This is a genomic window from Streptomyces rimosus subsp. rimosus (assembly GCF_000720725.1).
Classification (GTDB): Bacteria; Actinomycetota; Actinomycetes; order Streptomycetales; family Streptomycetaceae; genus Streptomyces; species Streptomyces rimosus_A.
This window is the reverse complement of sequence record NZ_JOCQ01000007.1, coordinates 85,394-100,768: the sequence shown is the minus strand read 5'-3', so window position 1 is coordinate 100,768 and position 15,375 is coordinate 85,394. Positions and strand designations below refer to the sequence as shown.

The window sequence follows — 15,375 nt, the reverse complement described above, 5'->3', positions numbered from 1 at the left end:
GGGTGCTGTCGTCACTTGACCGAGACCTGCGAGATGTCCAGCACGCCGTCCCAGTCGCTGATGACGACATTCTTGATGTCCTTGCCGTACAGGCGCTTGTACACGGGGTGGAACAGCGGTACGGACAGGGCCTGTTCGCCGACCTTCTTGTCCAGCGCGCCCCACCGGCCGGCCGCCGCCGTCAGGTCGGTCAGCTGGTTGATCTCGTCGATCTCGTGGTTGACCGCCGGATCGTCGAGCTGCGCATGGTTGAAGTTGGAAGCATCGCGGACGATCTGCCGACCGTCGAAGATGGGCGCAAGGAACGGGCCGCCGGACGGCCAGTCCGCTCCCCAGCCGCCGATGAACAGCCCCGGTTCGTCGTCGACGCTGTGCACCTTCTCCTTGTAGTCGTTCTCCTCCAGCCCCTGGAGCTTGACGGTTATCCCGGCCTTCTTCAGGGCTTCCTGGACGGCGGTGGCGATTTCCGGGCTGGTTTCGAAGTTCTTCGCGGTGGAGTGGGTGAGGGTGATGCTCAGGCCGTTCTCGTAACCGGCCTCCTTGAGCAGTTCCCTCGCCTTCGCCGGATTTCCGGTGCGGCCGGCCGGGAACGGGTCGTACGGGGTGTGGCCGAAGGACGTGCCGTTCGGCAGGAAGGTGGTGGCCGGTTCGGCGAGCGCGGAGCCGCCCGCGGCGTTCACCACGCTCTGCCGGTTGACGGCGTAGGCGACGGCCTGGCGCACCTTGGGGTTGTCGAAAGGCTTCACCTTCGGGTTGAAGGCGAGGTAATTGGTGTAGCCGAAGTGGCCGGTGCCGACCCGCTTGCCGAGTTCCTTGTCGCCCCCGATCCGGGCGAGTTCGGCCGGGCCGAGGTTGGTGTCGGTGGTCACCGCGGCGGCGTCCGGACCTGCACCGGTGGCCAGCCGCTGATTGATGACCGCGGAATCCAGGCCCGATTTCACATCGATGGTGTCGGGGTAGGCGTGCCGTTCGGAGTCGGTCTTCCCGGACCAGTGCGGATTGCGTTCCAGGACGAGGTGCTCGCCGTCCCCGGTGTTCTTGACGACCTTGTACGGGCCCGAGGAGACGGGGTGCTCCTCGTATTTCGTGCCCGTGTCCTTCGCCTTCGGCACCGGTGCGAACTGCGTCTGCGTGGCGAGCAGCGGGAATTCGCCTTCGGGCTTCTTCAGGCGGAAGACGATGGTCTTCGCGTCCGGCGTCTCGATGGACTTGAGCCCGTCCTTGCTCCTGTCCTTGTACGGCCCCTGGTAGCTTTCCCCGCCCACCAGCCAGTCCCGCAGATACGGCGCGCCGCCGGAAAGTTCGGCGGCGAAGGAGCGCTCGATGCCGTATTTGATGTCGGCGCTGGTGATCGGCGAACCGTCCTCGAACTTGAGACCGTCCTTGAGCGTGTACGTCCACACCGTGGCGTTCTCGCTGGGCCGCCCGGTGTCGGTGGCGAGGTCCGGCACGGCCTTGGCGCCGGCCGCGCCGTTCTCCCGGTTGCGGGTGGTCAGCGTACGGAAGACCAGCGTCGGTACCTTGCCGCCGCCGGAGGTGTACAGGCGCGCCGGGTCGAAGTTCGTCTGCGGCTGGGAGTTCAGGACGGTGAGCGTGCCGCCCTTGGCCGGCGCGGCGCCCGCGCCGCCGCCCGCGGTGGCGTCCTCGGGGCCGCAGGCGGTGGCCCCGACGGCCAGTGCGACGGTCACCGCGGCGGCGGCCACGCGTCTGGGGGTGACGCGTCCGGCGGTGACTGCGGAAAGAGATCGGTTACGGGACGGCTCGGCCATGGCGGGTGCCTTCTTTCGCGGCGGGACGTACCCACGGAAGGCGGCGACAGGAGCGCGAGGAGGCGCGGGACCGCCCCTGCGGACACGTTCGGGTGTAAGACGTGCGGACGCGGGGGATGCCCCGGCCCGGGGTCACACGTCGCCGCGATAGATACGGACCCGCGGTGCGCGGGCCGTCGCGGCGCGCTTCCGCGCGGCCGGGGACGGGCCTCAGCAACAGTGGATGTCGGCCACGGACTGCGCGGACACGCCGATCAGCGCCAGCTCGAAGGCGGCGCGCTCGGGGGCGTGGGCAGGGTGCGGCATGGGCATGAAGACATCACGAACGGACGGCCGATGGCAAAAGCGTCCCGGCACGGGAGACGATTCGTCTCACATAGTGATTCAGTGCCCGTCGGGGAACGGCCAGGCGTTGGGCCGACAGGTCGCGCCGTCGGTCGTCAGGAACTTGGTCTGCTGCATCATCACCGGCGCCAGGGCGCCCTGCCGCGCGCAGCTCTCGTGGTTGTGCCCGAGCCGGTGGCCCACCTCGTGGTTGATGAGCATCTGCCGGTAGGCGTGCATCTTGTCCGGCCCGTAGGTCTTGGCGCCCTGCGCCCACCGGTACGCGTTGATCATGACGCGTTCGGTCGCCGCGGAGTCGCACGACACGTTGTCCTCGGTCGTGTCGAGCCCGGACTTGGCGCACCACTTGGCGGTGGTGCCCGGGCTGGCCAGCGTGATGACGAAGTCGGCGTGGCCGGAACCCACCCGCTGGAAGGTGCGCTGCCCGCCGTGCGCCCAGCTCCGTTCGTCGTTGAGCGTCTTGTGCACCGCGTCGGCGAACAGCTGCCCGTCGAGACCCATGCCCTCCTCGACGTCGACCCGGTAGCGCCAGGTCCGGCCGTGGCCGGGCGCCTTGGCGTCCCCGCCGGCCGGCGTGAACCGTCCGGAAGCCGTCAGCTTCGGATCCAGCGGGAAGGCCTGCGCCATCTTCTGGTCGTACGTGACGGGGGCGGCCTGCTGCGTCGGCCGCGTGTGCGAGCGCGAGGCCCCGGCGCCGTCGGCCGTGCGCTCCTCCTCGCCCAGCGCCTGCGGCTTGCCGTCGTCCTGCTGCTGCTCGGTGACCTGTCCGGCCACCACGACCGCGAGCACGGTGGTCACGGCCGCCGCGGCGACCCCGGTGAACGTACGGCCCTTGGCGCCCTTCCTGCCGGGGCCGGACCGGTGCCCCTCGGCGTCGGGTTCGCCGAGTTCGCCGAGATCCGTGTCCTCGTACGGTTCGCCTTGCGTCCCGTCGGCCGCGTGCGCGAAGTGCGCCGGCCGCCCGGCGGGACGCACCGGTCTGCGCGCCGGGGCACCGGCCGCGAACACATCGTCGTCCACGTCCTCAAGGCCGCCGGACCGCTGCCCGCGCGGCATGCGGTCGAAGGCGTCCACGTACTCCTGGCGCGGTGTCGGGATGCGGCCCTGGGGGGAGAGCGGCGCCCGGAGCGGTCCCGCGCCCGTGGTGGTGGGGCCGTTGGGTGCCGTGCCGGCCACGCCCGGTTCGGGAGCGGGCCGGGCGGCGGGGCGCTCGCCGGCGTCGTTCCCGAAGGGCGTGAAGCCGTGTGCCGGGGTGGTCGAGCTGGACGGAGTGGTGGGCGTCGCCTGCGGGCCCGGGCCGCCACGCGGACGCGGCACGCGCGGTGGGCTTTGCGGGGTGGGCGGTGACGCCGCCGCGCCCGGATGGTGTGCCGACGTACGCGCCGGGTCGCGCCCCGGCGCGGGGTGCCCGAATCCGTACCGGAGTGCGCCCTGCGCGGGCCCGTGCTCGGGCGCGCGCTGCTGCGGCACCGGCTGGAACGCTCCGTGCGCGGTCGTGTCGCGAGGCGCGGATGCGGCCCTGGGCACGGCCGCGTCCCGAGGTGCGGTCGCGTCCCGAGGCGCGGTCGCGCCCCAGAACGCGCCCGGAACGGCGCCGGACTCCGCGGACATACCGCCGATACCGCCGTCGGTCCCCGCCCCGGTCTCCGTCCCGGTCTCCGCATGACGGCGGCGACGGCGGCCCGTACCCGGCCCGGGAGCGGGGACGGCGCCACCAGCCGCGCCGGGTCCGCCCGCGCCGTCCACCTCAGCTATTCCGGAGGTGTCACCGGCGGTTGCGGCCGGGCCCCGGCGGCTGTGACGTCCCACTCGGCCTGTCAGCTCCTACCCACGTCGGCGGACACGGCCCCGGCGGCGGACCGTGCCGCCCCGTCGCCCTCGCCCGCCCCGGCCACGCCGTGCGCGGCCGCTTCGTCGTCCAACAGCTCGCGGAAGGCCCGCGCCACCGTTTCCGGGCACTCCATCATCGCCACGTGCCCCGCCTCCGGCAGCGTCAGCAGCCGCGAGCCGCGGAACGCGGCGGCCGCCCGGCGTGCCATACGGAAGGAGACCAGGCGATCGCGCCCACCGTAGACGAGAAGCGTGGGCGCGAGCACCCGCTGTGCCTGCCGCCACAGATTGTGCTGTCCGCCGAGCGTGTACGCATTGACGATGCCCCGCGCGGAGCGCGTCATCACCTCCCAGAAGTACGGGAGTTCGAGACGCCGTGCGTATTCCTCGGCGGCGGCGGTGAAGCCGTCCGGGGTCACGAGGGCGGGGTCGCCGTAACACAGGGCCAGCACCTCGCGGGTGCGCCGCTCCGGCGTCCAGTCCCGCGTCAGCCTGCTGAACAGCCGGGTCACGCCCGGCACCGCGAGCAGCCCGGTCGGCACCGCGGTCAGCTGCGGCCGCAGCTCGGGCAGCGCGGGCGAGATCAGCGTCAGGGTGCGCACCAGGTCCGGGCGGACCGCCGCCACCCGGGTGACCGCCGCGCCGCCCATCGAGTTGCCGACCAGGTGGACGGGGCCGCGGCCGCTCGCGTCCAGGTAGCGGATGACCGCCCGCGCCTGCGCGGAGACCGAGTAGTCGCCGTCGTCCGGCGGCGGCGCGTCGCCGAAGCCGGGGAGGTCCAGCGCCTCGCCGTCGACCCGGTCGGCGAGCAGCGGCATCAGCGCGGACCAGTTCTGGGACGAGCCGCCGAGGCCGTGGACGTACAGCGCGGGCGGCAGTCCGGCACGGCCGCCGGGCACCCCCCGCACGCTCAGCGTCAGGCCGGGCAGGCTCACGGAACGCACCGTCTCCCCCGCGCCGACGCGTGAGGGACGGCCCGCCGGGGGCACCGGGAGAACGGCGCGGGTGTCCGGCGATCCGGTCGACTCCGTCGAAGACATGGGTCGATGTTACGAGACGATCACGCCGCCGATCGTGTGTTCGCGCTCACACACCACGTCGCGTTTCGGAACCCGCTCTCTTAGGCTCGGGCGTGAAGGGCACCCGTGTGATGAGCGCTCGCGTGCGGGCACTCGCCCTGGCCTCCGCCAGTACGTGAGAGAAAGGGAGCCACCATGCCCGTCGACCCGACCGACCCGGACACCTTCGAGGACGAGGCGGACACCACCGAATTCGACGTCGAGGCGCCGGAAGCGGACGCCGCCGAGCAGCACGCGGACGTCGGCCGCCCGCAGGACGACCCGCTGACCGGCATCGACCCGTCCGTCGCGAACGAGGCGGACGTCGCCGAGCAGGCCCGTGTCGTGGATCTCGACGAAGACGATTACCGATGACCTGGGGCCATATGTCGGCTTCCCACAGCGTTCGGCGGCAGAATTTCTCGCCCGCGACCGCGCGCGGCCGGGTTACCCAAAAGTACGATGGCGGGCGCGGCGTGTGCGTACGCCGCGGACGGAACAACACCTGGGAGGCAGCGTGAGCGCCATCGAGCAGACCGAGGCGGCACGCCCGCGGGGCACGCGCCTGCCACGCCGAGCCCGGCGCAACCAGCTCCTGGGCGCGGCCCAGGAGGTCTTCGTGGCGCAGGGCTACCACGCGGCCGCGATGGACGACATCGCCGAGCGCGCCGGCGTCAGCAAGCCCGTGCTCTACCAGCACTTCCCCGGCAAGCTCGACCTCTACCTGGCCCTCCTCGACCAGCACTGCGAGGCGCTGCTCCAGTCGGTGCGCAGCGCGCTGGCCTCGACGACCGACAACAAGCAGCGCGTCGCCGCGACGATGGACGCCTACTTCGCGTACGTCGAGGACCCGGGCGGCGCCTTCCGCCTGGTCTTCGAGTCCGACCTGACCAACGAGCCCGCCGTGCGGGAGCGGGTCGACAAGGTCTCGCTGGAGTGCGCCGAGGCGATCAGCGAGGTCATCGCCGAGGACACCGGCCTGTCCAAGGACGAGTCGATGCTGCTGGCCGTCGGGCTGGGCGGCGTCTCCCAGGTGGTCGCGCGCTACTGGCTCTCCTCGGAGAGCACCGTTCCGCGCGAGACCGCCGTACAGCTGCTGACCTCCCTCGCGTGGAAGGGCATCGCGGGCTTCCCGCTGCACGGCGCCGACGGCCAGTGAGCCCGGTGGACCCGGTGAGCACCGCCGCCGGCCGGTGAGCCGGACGGAACCCGAGGACGCCTCCGGCGGTCGCCGCGCCCTCCGGGTGTTCGCTGCGGGCGTGCTCCGCGGCGTCCTGTCCGTTCGCGTACCGGGCTAATGTGTGCTGGGTACGGCGCGGATCACCGCGCATCTGCCCCATGGCCCGGCCAAGGGGAACCGAGACCGTCGGAGGGACAAAGCCGTGGAGGTCAAGATCGGCGTGCAGCACGCGCCCCGCGAGATCGTTCTGGAGAGCGGGCAGACCGCCGAGGACGTCGAGCGAGCGGTGGCGGACGCACTGGGCGGCAAGTCGGAGCTGCTGAGTCTCGTGGACGAGCACGGCCGCAAGGTCCTGGTCCCGGCGGACCGGCTGGCCTATGTGGAGATCGGCGAGCCGACCACGCGCAAGGTCGGTTTCGGCACGCTGTAGTCGGCCGCGGGCCCCTGGAAGGCCCGCGCGCACGCGTCACGAGCGGCGGCCCGGAGAGATCTTCTCCGGGCCGCCGCTCGTCGTACGGGAACGTCCGCCGACCGCCTGCGCCGACGAGGGTTGCCGCGCATTCCCGCTGGGTACGACGGCCTACGACCGATTTGTGTCGGCCGGCCGGTCGCTACCGCGGGAGGGATACACCATGGTCTGGGAAGCTCTCGGCTCCGTGCTCGTCGGACTCGTCATCGCACTCGCCGCCACCCGCTGGCTGCCCGGCCGCCTCCCCGCCCGCGTCCTGACGCTGTCGACCGGCCCCGCCGCGGCCCTCCTCGGCGCCTTCCTCGCCCACTCCATCCTGGGCCCGGACCACTTCGTCCACACCCTGCTGGCCGCCGCCGCACTGAGCGCGGCGATGCTGTCGCTGCTGGTGCGGCCGAGCCGCGGGCTGGTGGGTGGGGTGGCGAAGCGGAGTCTGTCCGGGGTTTGAGAACGAGCAACGCGAGAACAATCCGCCGGACCCTTGAGGACGAGCGGAGCAGGAAAAGCCCGGGCCAGGCAAGAACCAGCCCGTCCGGCGCTTGAGGACGCCCGCCGCAGGCGCAACGGCCCCGCACCGGGAGGGGCCGGCCACCACAAGACCGGCCCCCGGCCACTCCGCGGCCTTACGCGGCCAGCCCCAGCGCAGCCATCCGCTTGGTGTGCGCCTCCGTGATCCGCGAGAACATCCGCCCGACCTCCGCCAGGTCGAACCCGTCGGCGACCCCGCCGACCAGCATCGTCGACAGCGAGTCCCGCTCGGCGACGACCCGCTGCGCCTGGGACAGCGCCTCGCCCATCAGCCGCCGCGCCCACAGCGCGAGCCGCCCGCCGACGCGCGGCTCGGCCTCGATCGCGGCCCGTACCTTCTCGACCGCGAACGTCGCGTGCCCGGTGTCGTCGAGGACGCCGAGGACCAGGTCGCGGGTGTCGGAGTCGAGCCGGGCCGCCACCTCCCGGTAGAAGTCGCTGGCGATCGAGTCGCCGACGTACGCCTTGACCAGGCCCTCCAGCCAGTCGGACGGCGCGGTCTGCCGGTGGAACTCGTCCAGCGCCGCGGCGAACGGCTCCATGGCCTCGTTCGGCTCCGCCTCGATCTGCGCGAGCCGGTCCCGCAGCCGCTCGAAGTGATGGAATTCGGCCGACGCCATCTTGGCCAGCTCCGCCTTGTCGTCCATCGTCGGCGCCAGCTTCGCGTCCTCCGCGAGCCGCTCGAAGGCGGACAGCTCCCCGTAGGCGAGCGCTCCGAGCAGGTCGATGACGGCGGCCCGGTACTGCGGTTCCTCGGAGGCCGCGGCCCAGTCCTGGGCGGCGATCCCGGTGTGTTCTTGCGCGTCGTCGGCGGTCTGCGCTGCGTTGTCAGGCGTCTCCATGAAGCGCACAATAGCCCGCCGCGCATCCCTGGGAAGTGGCTGGTCAGCCACTCCCGTCCCACCCGACCGAACGATTGCCCGGACACACGTGTGGCCATCCGGGGTATGGTGGTAATGCGCCCGCCGAGTATCGGTGGGTTGTTCCACGCATGCGGATGCCCGGTCGGTGGCCCGATCGGCTCCAACCCGACCGCCCTCTTTCGCGGCGCGTACGCGACGTACGCACAGCGGGAGGGACACCGCTCGCGGTTCGAGTGCTTGCGCGAAGGCAGTGGTCCCGCGCCGTCCCGGCCGATCGAGGCCGGCCCGTACGAAACCGTGCGAGGCGCGGTACGACCCCCTTGGCCGCCTCGTGCCGCGTCTCACAGAAGAGGCAAGATTCTGTCTACGTTCCGAGAGCTCGGGATTCTCCCCGAGACCGCCGAGGCCCTGGAAGCCGTCGGCATCACCTCCCCCTTCCCCATCCAGGAGATGACGCTCCCCGTGGCCCTGTCGGGCTCCGACGTCATCGGCCAGGCCAAGACCGGCACCGGCAAGACCCTGGGCTTCGGCCTCCCCCTGCTGGAGCGCGTCACCGTCCCCGCGGACGTCGAGGCGGGCCGGGCCACGCCCGAGCAGCTGACGGAGGCCCCGCAGGCCCTCGTGGTGGTCCCCACCCGCGAGCTGTGCCAGCAGGTCACCAACGACCTCCTGACCGCCGGCAAGGTCCGTAATGTGCGGGTGCTGTCGATCTACGGCGGCCGCGCGTACGAGCCGCAGGTCGAGGCCCTGAAGAAGGGCGTCGACGTGGTCGTCGGCACCCCGGGCCGACTGCTGGACCTGGCGGGCCAGAAGAAGCTGAACCTGTCGCACGTCAAGGCGCTCGTCCTGGACGAGGCCGACGAGATGCTCGACCTGGGCTTCCTGCCGGACGTCGAGCGCATCATCAACATGCTGCCGGTGCGCCGCCAGACCATGCTGTTCTCCGCGACCATGCCGGGCGCGGTCATCGGCCTGGCCCGCCGCTACATGTCGCAGCCCACGCACATCCGCGCCGCCGCGCCGGACGACGAGGGCAAGACCGTCGCCAACATCAAGCAGCACATCTTCCGTGCCCACTCGATGGACAAGCCGGAGCTGGTCTCCCGCATCCTCCAGGCGAACGGCCGCGGCCTGGCGATGATCTTCTGCCGTACGAAGCGGACCGCCGCCGACATCGCCGAGCAGCTGACCCGCCGCGGTTTCGCCTCCGGCGCGGTGCACGGCGACCTCGGCCAGGGGGCGCGCGAGCAGGCGCTGCGCGCGTTCCGCAACGGCAAGGTCGATGTGCTGGTCTGCACCGACGTCGCCGCCCGCGGCATCGACGTCGAGGGTGTGACGCATGTCATCAACTACCAGTCTCCCGAGGACGAGAAGACCTACCTGCACCGCATCGGCCGGACCGGCCGCGCGGGCGCCAAGGGCACCGCGGTCACGCTGGTCGACTGGGACGACATCCCGCGCTGGAAGCTGATCAACAAGGCGCTGGACCTCCCGTTCGACGAGCCGGAGGAGACGTACTCCACCTCCCCGCACCTCTACGAGCTGCTGGAGATCCCCGAGGGCACCAAGGGCATCCTGCCGCGCGCGGAGCGCACGCGCGCCGGGCTGGCGGCGGAAGAGGTCGAGGACCTGGGCGAGACGGGCGGCCGCGGCCGCGGTCCGCGCCGGGGCGCCCCCGTCGAGGAGGAGCGCCCGCGCCGCACCCGTACGCCGCGCCAGCGCCGGCGCACGCGGGGCGGTGCGCCGCTGGACGAGTCCGGCACGCCCACCGCTTCCGGCACGGACGCCGGTTCCGGTACGGCCGAGGGCGGCAGCGCCGCCACGGACGGGCCGCGCCAGCCGCGCCGCCGTCGTCGTACGCGCGGCGGTTCCGGCGGCGCTTCGGCCGCCGCCGTGACCCCGGCCCGCGACGAGGCGGCACCGGCCGCCGAGAGCATCGCGTCCGAGGCCGCGCAGGCCGACGCCACCGCGGCGCCGTCCAAGCCGCGCCGCCGCCGTACGCGAGGTGCCGCGAACGCCGCCGTCAAGGCGGAGGCGGCCGGTACGACGGCAGCCGTCGCCGTGGACACGGCCGAGGGCCCCGCCGAGACCGTGAAGGTCCCGGCCCAGGCCACCGCCGAGACCCCCGCGAAGCCCCGCCGCCGTACGCGCAGCGCCAAGCCCGCGGCGGAGACCGCCGTGGAGACGGCGGAGAGCGTGGAGGCTGCCCCGCAGGCCGTCACGGAGGCCGTTACGGAGACGGTCGCGGACGAGGCTCCGGCCAAGCCGCGCCGTACGCGCAAGACCGCCGCCAAGAAGACCGAGACGGCTCCCGAGGCCGCCGAGTCTGCCGAGACGGTCGCGGACGAGGCTGCTGTCAAGCCCCGCCGCACCCGCAAGACCGCCGCCGCCAAGAAGGCGGAAGCCGCGGTCGACACGGCCGAGGGCACGGAGGCTGCCGCGGAGACGGTCGCGGATGAGGCCCCGGCCAAGCCGCGCCGCACGCGCAAGACGGCGGCAGCCAAGAAGGCCGAAGCCGCCGTCGACACGGCCGAGGGCACGGAGGCTGCCGCGGAGACGGTCGCGGACGAGGCCCCGGCCAAGCCCCGCCGCACCCGTAAGACCGCCGCCAAGAAGACCGAGACGGCTCCCGAAGCCGCCGAGACTGCCGAGACGGTCGCGGACGAGGCTGCTGCCAAGCCCCGCCGCACCCGCAAGACCGCCGCCACCAAGAAGGCCGAAGCCGCGGTCGACACGGCCGAGGCAGTCGCGGACGAGGCGCCTGCCAAGCCGCGCCGTACGCGCAAGACGGCGGCAGCCAAGAAGGCCGAGGCCGCGGTCGACACGGCCGACGGCACGGAGGCTGTCGCGGACGAGGCGTCTGCCAAGCCCCGCCGTACGCGCAAGACGGCCGCCACCGAGAAGGCCGAAGCCGCCGAGCCCGCGGGGGAAGGTGCGGCTGCCAAGCCCCGCCGCACCCGCAAGGCCACCGCCGCGAAGGCCGAGGCGGCCCCGGCCGCCGACGCGGCCTCGGACGAGGCGCCGGCCAAGCCCCGGCGCACCCGTAAGGCGGCGGCCAAGAAGGCCACCGCTGAGGCCCCGGCCGAGGGCTGATACCGCACACCTCGACGGCCCGGTTCCCGCGTCAGCGGGGCCGGGCCGTCGGCGTGCGCGCCCGCGCCCGCGAACCGCGTGCGCCCCCCGATAGCCTCGTCCCCATGAGCAAGCCGCCCACCCTCACCTTGCCCGCGTGCGCCCGCGCACGCCGACTCGTCACCGAGCGCGGCGAGTTCGCCGTCCACGACGCCCGCCCCGACGGGACACCGGCCGGGACCGCGCTGCTCGTGCCGGGCTTCACCGGCAGCAAGGAGGACTTCATCGGTCTCCTGGAGCCGCTGGCCGCCGCGGGTTTCCGGGTGGTGGCCGTGGACGGGCGGGGACAGCACGAGACGCCCGGCCCGGACGACGAATCCGCTTACGCGCTGGGCGAGTTGGCGCAGGACGTACTCGCCCAGGCCCGCGCCCTGGACGCCGGACCGGTCCACCTCCTGGGCCACTCCTTCGGCGGCCTCGTCGCCCGGACCGCCGTCCTGCGCGATCCCGCGCCGTTCCGCTCCCTGACCGTCATGAGCTCCGGCCCGGGCGCCATCGTCGCGGCCCAGCAGGCCCGCGTACAGATGCTGATCGACGCCCTCGGGACGATGGACATGCAGTCGGTGTGGCTGGCCATGCGCGACCTCGACCCGCCGGAGGCCGAGGACGCCGCGACCCCGCCCGAGATCGGCGCGTTCCTGCACCGGCGCTGGATGAACACCGCGCCGCGGCAGCTGGCCGCCACCGGACGGCAGATGATCGCGGAGCCGGACCGGGTGGCGGAGCTGGCCGCCGTGACCCTGCCCAAGCACGTCGTGTCGGGCACGGCGGACTACGTGTGGCCGGTGTCGGAGATGGACACGATGGCCGAGCGGCTGGGGGCCCGCCGTACGGTGATCGAAGGGGCGGAGCACTCCCCCAACGCGCAGCGGCCCGCCGAGACGGCCGCCGCACTGGCGGCATTCTGGCGCGACACGGACCGCGGGACCACGACGGACCGATAGACCGCCCGGTAGACCGCCCGCCAGGCCGCCCGGCAGGCCGCCCGATCGCCGTAACCGGTACGGGCGCCCTTACCCCTGCGCCCGCACGTGCTCCCAGAAGCCGTCCCGCAGCGCCCGGCGCAGGTCCGCGTGCCCGCGCAGCGAGTGCCGCAGCAGGGCCTCGGCGGCGGTCAGCAGCTCCTGGTCGACCGTGCCGGGCAGGTACGGGTGGCCGGGCAGCAGCTCGGTGACCCAGGGGGCGCCGCGTTCGGCCAGCCAGCGGGCGGCGACCCGCGCGCCGACGAAGCGCACCTCGTCGCGCGTCGGCGGGACGCCGCCGCTGCCGTCGGCCACCGGGTCCGCGCCGTCGGGCGCGGCGGCCCGCCGGGTCACGTACGGCTTGCAGAACTCCAGGTCGAAGGTGCGCTGGCTGTCCACCTCCCACAGCAGCGGCTCGGCCTGGTTGCGCCCTTCGACCGCCTCGATGCCCCACAGGTGGACCCGGGCGCCGTAGCCCTGCGCGGCCTCCACCGCCGAGACCAGGTCCTCGTCGCCACCGATGAGCACCGCGTCGCTGATCGCGCGGTGCCGGGCCAGCGACTCCAGGTCGGAGCGGATCAGCGAGTCGACGCCCTTCTGCTGGTTGTTCGCGTTCAGGTTGCCGAGCCGGACCTTGACGTCCGGCAGCTCGGCGACGCGCTGCTGTTCCGCGGTGTGGATGCGGCGCCGGGCGCCGTCGTACCAGTAGACGCGCAGCAGCCGGCTGTCCGGGAAGATCGTGCGGGCCTTGTCGATGAACGCCTCGATCAGCCCTTCGGCGTCCAGCTCGAAGGCCCGCCGGTCCTCCGTCCCGGCGACCAGCCGCCCGGCGGCGGCGTACACATAGCCCGCGTCGACGAAGGCCGCGTGGGTGGACGGGGTGGTGGCGACCTCCGCGAGCACCCGGGTGAGCAGCTCGTTCGTCCGCTCGATGCCCGCGAGCACGGCGATGAGGTCGGCTGAGGGGGCGGTGGGCCGCACGTCGTCGTTCATACGGGCCCATTGTCCGGCCGGTCACTCAGCGCGCACAACCGCTCTCGCTACCCGTCAGTACTTAGACGGCCGAAAATTTTCTTTAGCGTAGGGAATGATTGCAGGCAGCATGTCGTTGTACCCACTGGGAACGCAGGGCACCGACGCCCCGCGAGTACCCCGTACAACAGCAAAGTTCTCCGCAGGAGGATCAGACGAAGGGAGAAGCCGTTATGCGCTTCGAGATCATGCGCCTGGACGATGTCGACGGCACCGCCGTGGACAGCACCGTCGTGGACGCCGCCTCCGTCAACCGGATCGTGCAGCAGGCCGCCGCAGTCGGCCAGCGCATCTACATCCGCCCAGCCGATACCGCCGCCCGATGACTCACGCCGCGTCACTCATGTACGCGTGACGTAACGCGTCATGTCCGGCGCACGGAGCGCCCCGCACGAATCACTTCGCGCGGGGCGCTTCGCGTGTTCCGGGCGCCGGCGCGGGCCCCGGCCGTCAGCCGCCGCGCACCACCTGCATGACGCCGTTGATGATCTGCTGCACCGCGAGCGCGGAGAGCATCATGCCGGCGAGCCGGGTCACCAGCACCACACCGCCGTCCTTGATCACCCGGATGATCACCAGCGAGAAGCGCATCACGACGTAGAGCACCACGTGGATGGCGACGATCGCCGCCCACACGGACAGCTCGGCGCTGAAGCCGTCCGCGTGCTGCACCGCCAGGATCACCGAGACGATCGCGCCCGGCCCGGCCAGCAGCGGCATGCCCAGTGGCACCAGCGCCACGTTGACGTCCTTGGTCTGCGTCGGCTGCTCCGACTTGCCGGTCAGCAGGCTGAGCGCGACCAGCAGGAGCAGCAGCCCGCCCGCGATCATCAGCGCGGGTGGGGTGATGTGCAGGCGCCCGAGGATCTGCTCACCGAAGAGGCCGAAGACGGCGATGACGCAGAACGCGACGGTGGCGGCCTGCCAGGCCATCTTCCGCTGCACCTTGGCGGGGCGGCCGGAACTGAGGGCGAGGAAGATCGGGATGATCCCCGGCGGATCCATGATCACGAACAGGGTGACGAAGAGGGTGCTGAAGACAGCGAAGTCGAACACGGTGATGGCCTTGCGGGAGGTAGTACGGGAGAGCAGGGAAAGCGGGTGGACGGCGGTGGCCGGGAGGGCGAAGGGGGCATGCCGACGCCCTTCGCCGGCGCGCCCCGGCAGGCGCGCCCCGGACGCAACGCGGCTCGGACAGGGCGCGGTGAGGTGATCGCCCGCCGGGCGCGGAGCGCGGTACGGACCGGCCGGGCGGCCGGAACGCGGTACGGTCAGCCGCCCGCGCCGGGTACGGGGAAGGCGCCGGTCGCGCGGCGCACGATCTCGCCGTAGATCTCGGGGTCGGTGGTGTACTCGCCGAGCGCGACGGTCTTGCGGCTGCCGTGGTAGTCGCTGGAGCCGGTGGTCAGCAGGCCGAGGTCGGCGGCCAGGCCGCGCAGGCGCGCCCGCGCGGCGTCGTCGTGGTCCATGTGGTCCACCTCGATGCCGTCCAGCCCCGCCGCCGCCAGCTCGGCGATGACGCTCTCGGGGACGGTCCGCCCGCGCTTGACCGCCAGCGGGTGCGCGAAGACGGTGACTCCGCCCGCGGCCTTGACCAGGCGTATCGCCTCGAACGGGTCCAGTTCGTGCTTGTCGACGTAGGCCCGGCCGTCGTTGGCGAGCCACTGCGGCGTGAAGGCGTCGGAGACGGTCCCGACGACGCCCAGCTCCATCATCGCGGCGGCGACGTGCGGACGGCCCACCGCGCCGTCCCCGGCGATCCGCGCCACCTGCTCCCAGGTGACCGGGACGCCCAGCTCCCGGAGCTTGGCGACCATGCCCCGGGCGCGCGGCACCCGGTCGTCGCGGACCAGCTCCCGCTCGCGGGCGAGCTCGGGCTCGTCGGGGTCGAAGAGGTACGCGAGCATGTGCATGCTCACGCCGCCGATACGGCAGGACAGCTCGGCACCGGTGACCAGGGTCAGCCCCGCGGGCAGCGCGGCCCTGGCCTCGGCGTACCCGCCCACGGAGTCGTGATCGGTCAGCGCGACGACGTCCAGCCCGGCCGCCGCGGCGCCCCGTACCAGCTCGGCGGGGGTGTCCGTACCGTCGGAAGCAGTGGAGTGGGTGTGCAGGTCGATGCGCACGACGCGGAACTCCAGACTGCTACGGGGCGGGCCAGGGGGACGTCAGAAGAATACCGGCCACCTGCCACCCCCTCGAACACG

15 protein-coding genes are annotated in these 15,375 nt (G+C 72.9%); 7 read left to right on the top strand and 8 right to left on the bottom strand.

The window, feature by feature from the left end:
- Positions 1–11: 11 nt before the first annotated feature.
- From IH45_RS0105655 to IH45_RS0105640, 4 genes are all read right to left on the bottom strand, one after another.
- Positions 12–1,769, bottom strand: coding sequence for an ABC transporter substrate-binding protein (locus IH45_RS0105655; protein WP_199810625.1), 1,758 nt, complete (start codon positions 1,767–1,769; stop codon positions 12–14).
- 210 nt (positions 1,770–1,979) lie between these two features.
- Positions 1,980–2,075 (bottom strand): Ms4533A family Cys-rich leader peptide, encoded by a 96-nt coding sequence (locus IH45_RS1000000150755; protein ID WP_324607921.1) that lies wholly within the window; start codon positions 2,073–2,075, stop codon positions 1,980–1,982.
- Between the two features lie 78 nt (positions 2,076–2,153).
- Positions 2,154–3,431, bottom strand: a complete 1,278-nt coding sequence (locus tag IH45_RS0105645) for a DUF3152 domain-containing protein (protein WP_050514572.1) — start codon at positions 3,429–3,431, stop codon at positions 2,154–2,156.
- 500 nt (positions 3,432–3,931) lie between these two features.
- Positions 3,932–4,984, bottom strand: coding sequence for an alpha/beta fold hydrolase (locus IH45_RS0105640; RefSeq protein ID WP_050514561.1), 1,053 nt, complete (start codon positions 4,982–4,984; stop codon positions 3,932–3,934).
- A 174-nt stretch (positions 4,985–5,158) separates the two neighbouring features.
- Between IH45_RS0105640 and IH45_RS0105635 the strand changes: the two genes are divergently transcribed.
- The 4 genes from IH45_RS0105635 (at position 5,159) to IH45_RS0105620 (ending at position 7,099) form a co-directional block, all read left to right on the top strand.
- A complete protein-coding gene (locus tag IH45_RS0105635; RefSeq protein WP_030662279.1) occupies positions 5,159–5,377 on the top strand; it encodes a hypothetical protein in 219 nt (72 codons plus the stop codon).
- Between the two features lie 142 nt (positions 5,378–5,519).
- The gene (locus IH45_RS0105630; RefSeq protein WP_003987008.1) at positions 5,520–6,161 is read left to right on the top strand and encodes a TetR/AcrR family transcriptional regulator; all 642 of its coding nucleotides are present in this window, start codon (positions 5,520–5,522) and stop codon (positions 6,159–6,161) included.
- Positions 6,162–6,384: 223 nt separating this feature from the next.
- Positions 6,385–6,612, top strand: a complete 228-nt coding sequence (locus IH45_RS0105625; RefSeq protein WP_030662276.1) for a DUF3107 domain-containing protein — start codon at positions 6,385–6,387, stop codon at positions 6,610–6,612.
- Positions 6,613–6,814: 202 nt separating this feature from the next.
- Positions 6,815–7,099, top strand: a complete 285-nt coding sequence (locus IH45_RS0105620; protein ID WP_030662273.1) for a hypothetical protein — start codon at positions 6,815–6,817, stop codon at positions 7,097–7,099.
- A gap of 175 nt (positions 7,100–7,274) precedes the next feature.
- Here the strand turns inward: IH45_RS0105620 and IH45_RS0105615 are convergent, their stop codons facing one another.
- The gene (locus tag IH45_RS0105615) at positions 7,275–8,021 is read right to left on the bottom strand and encodes a ferritin-like fold-containing protein (protein ID WP_199810624.1); all 747 of its coding nucleotides are present in this window, start codon (positions 8,019–8,021) and stop codon (positions 7,275–7,277) included.
- A gap of 471 nt (positions 8,022–8,492) precedes the next feature.
- Here IH45_RS0105615 and IH45_RS0105610 point away from each other — a divergent pair, with 471 nt between their 5' ends.
- Both IH45_RS0105610 and IH45_RS0105605 read left to right on the top strand, forming a co-directional pair.
- The gene (locus IH45_RS0105610) at positions 8,493–11,135 is read left to right on the top strand and encodes a DEAD/DEAH box helicase (RefSeq protein ID WP_030662267.1); all 2,643 of its coding nucleotides are present in this window, start codon (positions 8,493–8,495) and stop codon (positions 11,133–11,135) included.
- Between the two features lie 104 nt (positions 11,136–11,239).
- Positions 11,240–12,118 (top strand): alpha/beta fold hydrolase, encoded by an 879-nt coding sequence (locus tag IH45_RS0105605; RefSeq protein ID WP_030662264.1) that lies wholly within the window; start codon positions 11,240–11,242, stop codon positions 12,116–12,118.
- A gap of 69 nt (positions 12,119–12,187) precedes the next feature.
- On the opposite strand, the gene IH45_RS0105600 is transcribed toward IH45_RS0105605, so the two are convergent.
- The gene (locus IH45_RS0105600; RefSeq protein WP_030662261.1) at positions 12,188–13,129 is read right to left on the bottom strand and encodes an NYN domain-containing protein; all 942 of its coding nucleotides are present in this window, start codon (positions 13,127–13,129) and stop codon (positions 12,188–12,190) included.
- A gap of 212 nt (positions 13,130–13,341) precedes the next feature.
- On the opposite strand from IH45_RS0105600, the gene IH45_RS1000000149215 reads away from it, so the two are divergent.
- Entirely contained in the window at positions 13,342–13,494 is a 153-nt protein-coding gene (locus tag IH45_RS1000000149215; RefSeq protein WP_003985759.1) for a hypothetical protein, read from the top strand.
- Between the two features lie 124 nt (positions 13,495–13,618).
- Here the strand turns inward: IH45_RS1000000149215 and IH45_RS0105590 are convergent, their stop codons facing one another.
- Together IH45_RS0105590 and IH45_RS0105585 are read right to left on the bottom strand one after the other, a co-directional pair.
- Positions 13,619–14,224: a MarC family protein gene (locus tag IH45_RS0105590; protein WP_030662258.1), complete on the bottom strand. Its 606-nt coding sequence runs from the start codon at positions 14,222–14,224 to the stop codon at positions 13,619–13,621.
- 215 nt (positions 14,225–14,439) lie between these two features.
- Complete coding sequence (locus IH45_RS0105585; RefSeq protein ID WP_030662255.1) at positions 14,440–15,294, bottom strand: PHP domain-containing protein; 855 nt, start codon at positions 15,292–15,294, stop codon at positions 14,440–14,442.
- Positions 15,295–15,375: the final 81 nt, after the last annotated feature.

Excerpts from the sequence above, each read along its gene's own strand:
- IH45_RS0105655 (WP_199810625.1), bottom strand. The coding sequence starts at position 1,769 with ATGGCCGAGCCGTCCCGTAACCGATCTCTTTCCGCAGTCACCGCCGGA.
- IH45_RS1000000150755 (WP_324607921.1), bottom strand. The coding sequence starts at position 2,075 with ATGCCGCACCCTGCCCACGCCCCCGAGCGCGCCGCCTTCGAGCTGGCG.
- IH45_RS0105640 (WP_050514561.1), bottom strand. The coding sequence starts at position 4,984 with ATGTCTTCGACGGAGTCGACCGGATCGCCGGACACCCGCGCCGTTCTC.
- IH45_RS0105635 (WP_030662279.1), top strand. The coding sequence starts at position 5,159 with ATGCCCGTCGACCCGACCGACCCGGACACCTTCGAGGACGAGGCGGAC.
- IH45_RS0105620 (WP_030662273.1), top strand. The coding sequence starts at position 6,815 with ATGGTCTGGGAAGCTCTCGGCTCCGTGCTCGTCGGACTCGTCATCGCA.
- IH45_RS0105615 (WP_199810624.1), bottom strand. The coding sequence starts at position 8,021 with ATGGAGACGCCTGACAACGCAGCGCAGACCGCCGACGACGCGCAAGAA.
- IH45_RS0105610 (WP_030662267.1), top strand. The coding sequence starts at position 8,493 with ATGACGCTCCCCGTGGCCCTGTCGGGCTCCGACGTCATCGGCCAGGCC.
- IH45_RS0105605 (WP_030662264.1), top strand. The coding sequence starts at position 11,240 with ATGAGCAAGCCGCCCACCCTCACCTTGCCCGCGTGCGCCCGCGCACGC.
- IH45_RS0105600 (WP_030662261.1), bottom strand. The coding sequence starts at position 13,129 with ATGAACGACGACGTGCGGCCCACCGCCCCCTCAGCCGACCTCATCGCC.
- IH45_RS1000000149215 (WP_003985759.1), top strand. The coding sequence starts at position 13,342 with ATGCGCTTCGAGATCATGCGCCTGGACGATGTCGACGGCACCGCCGTG.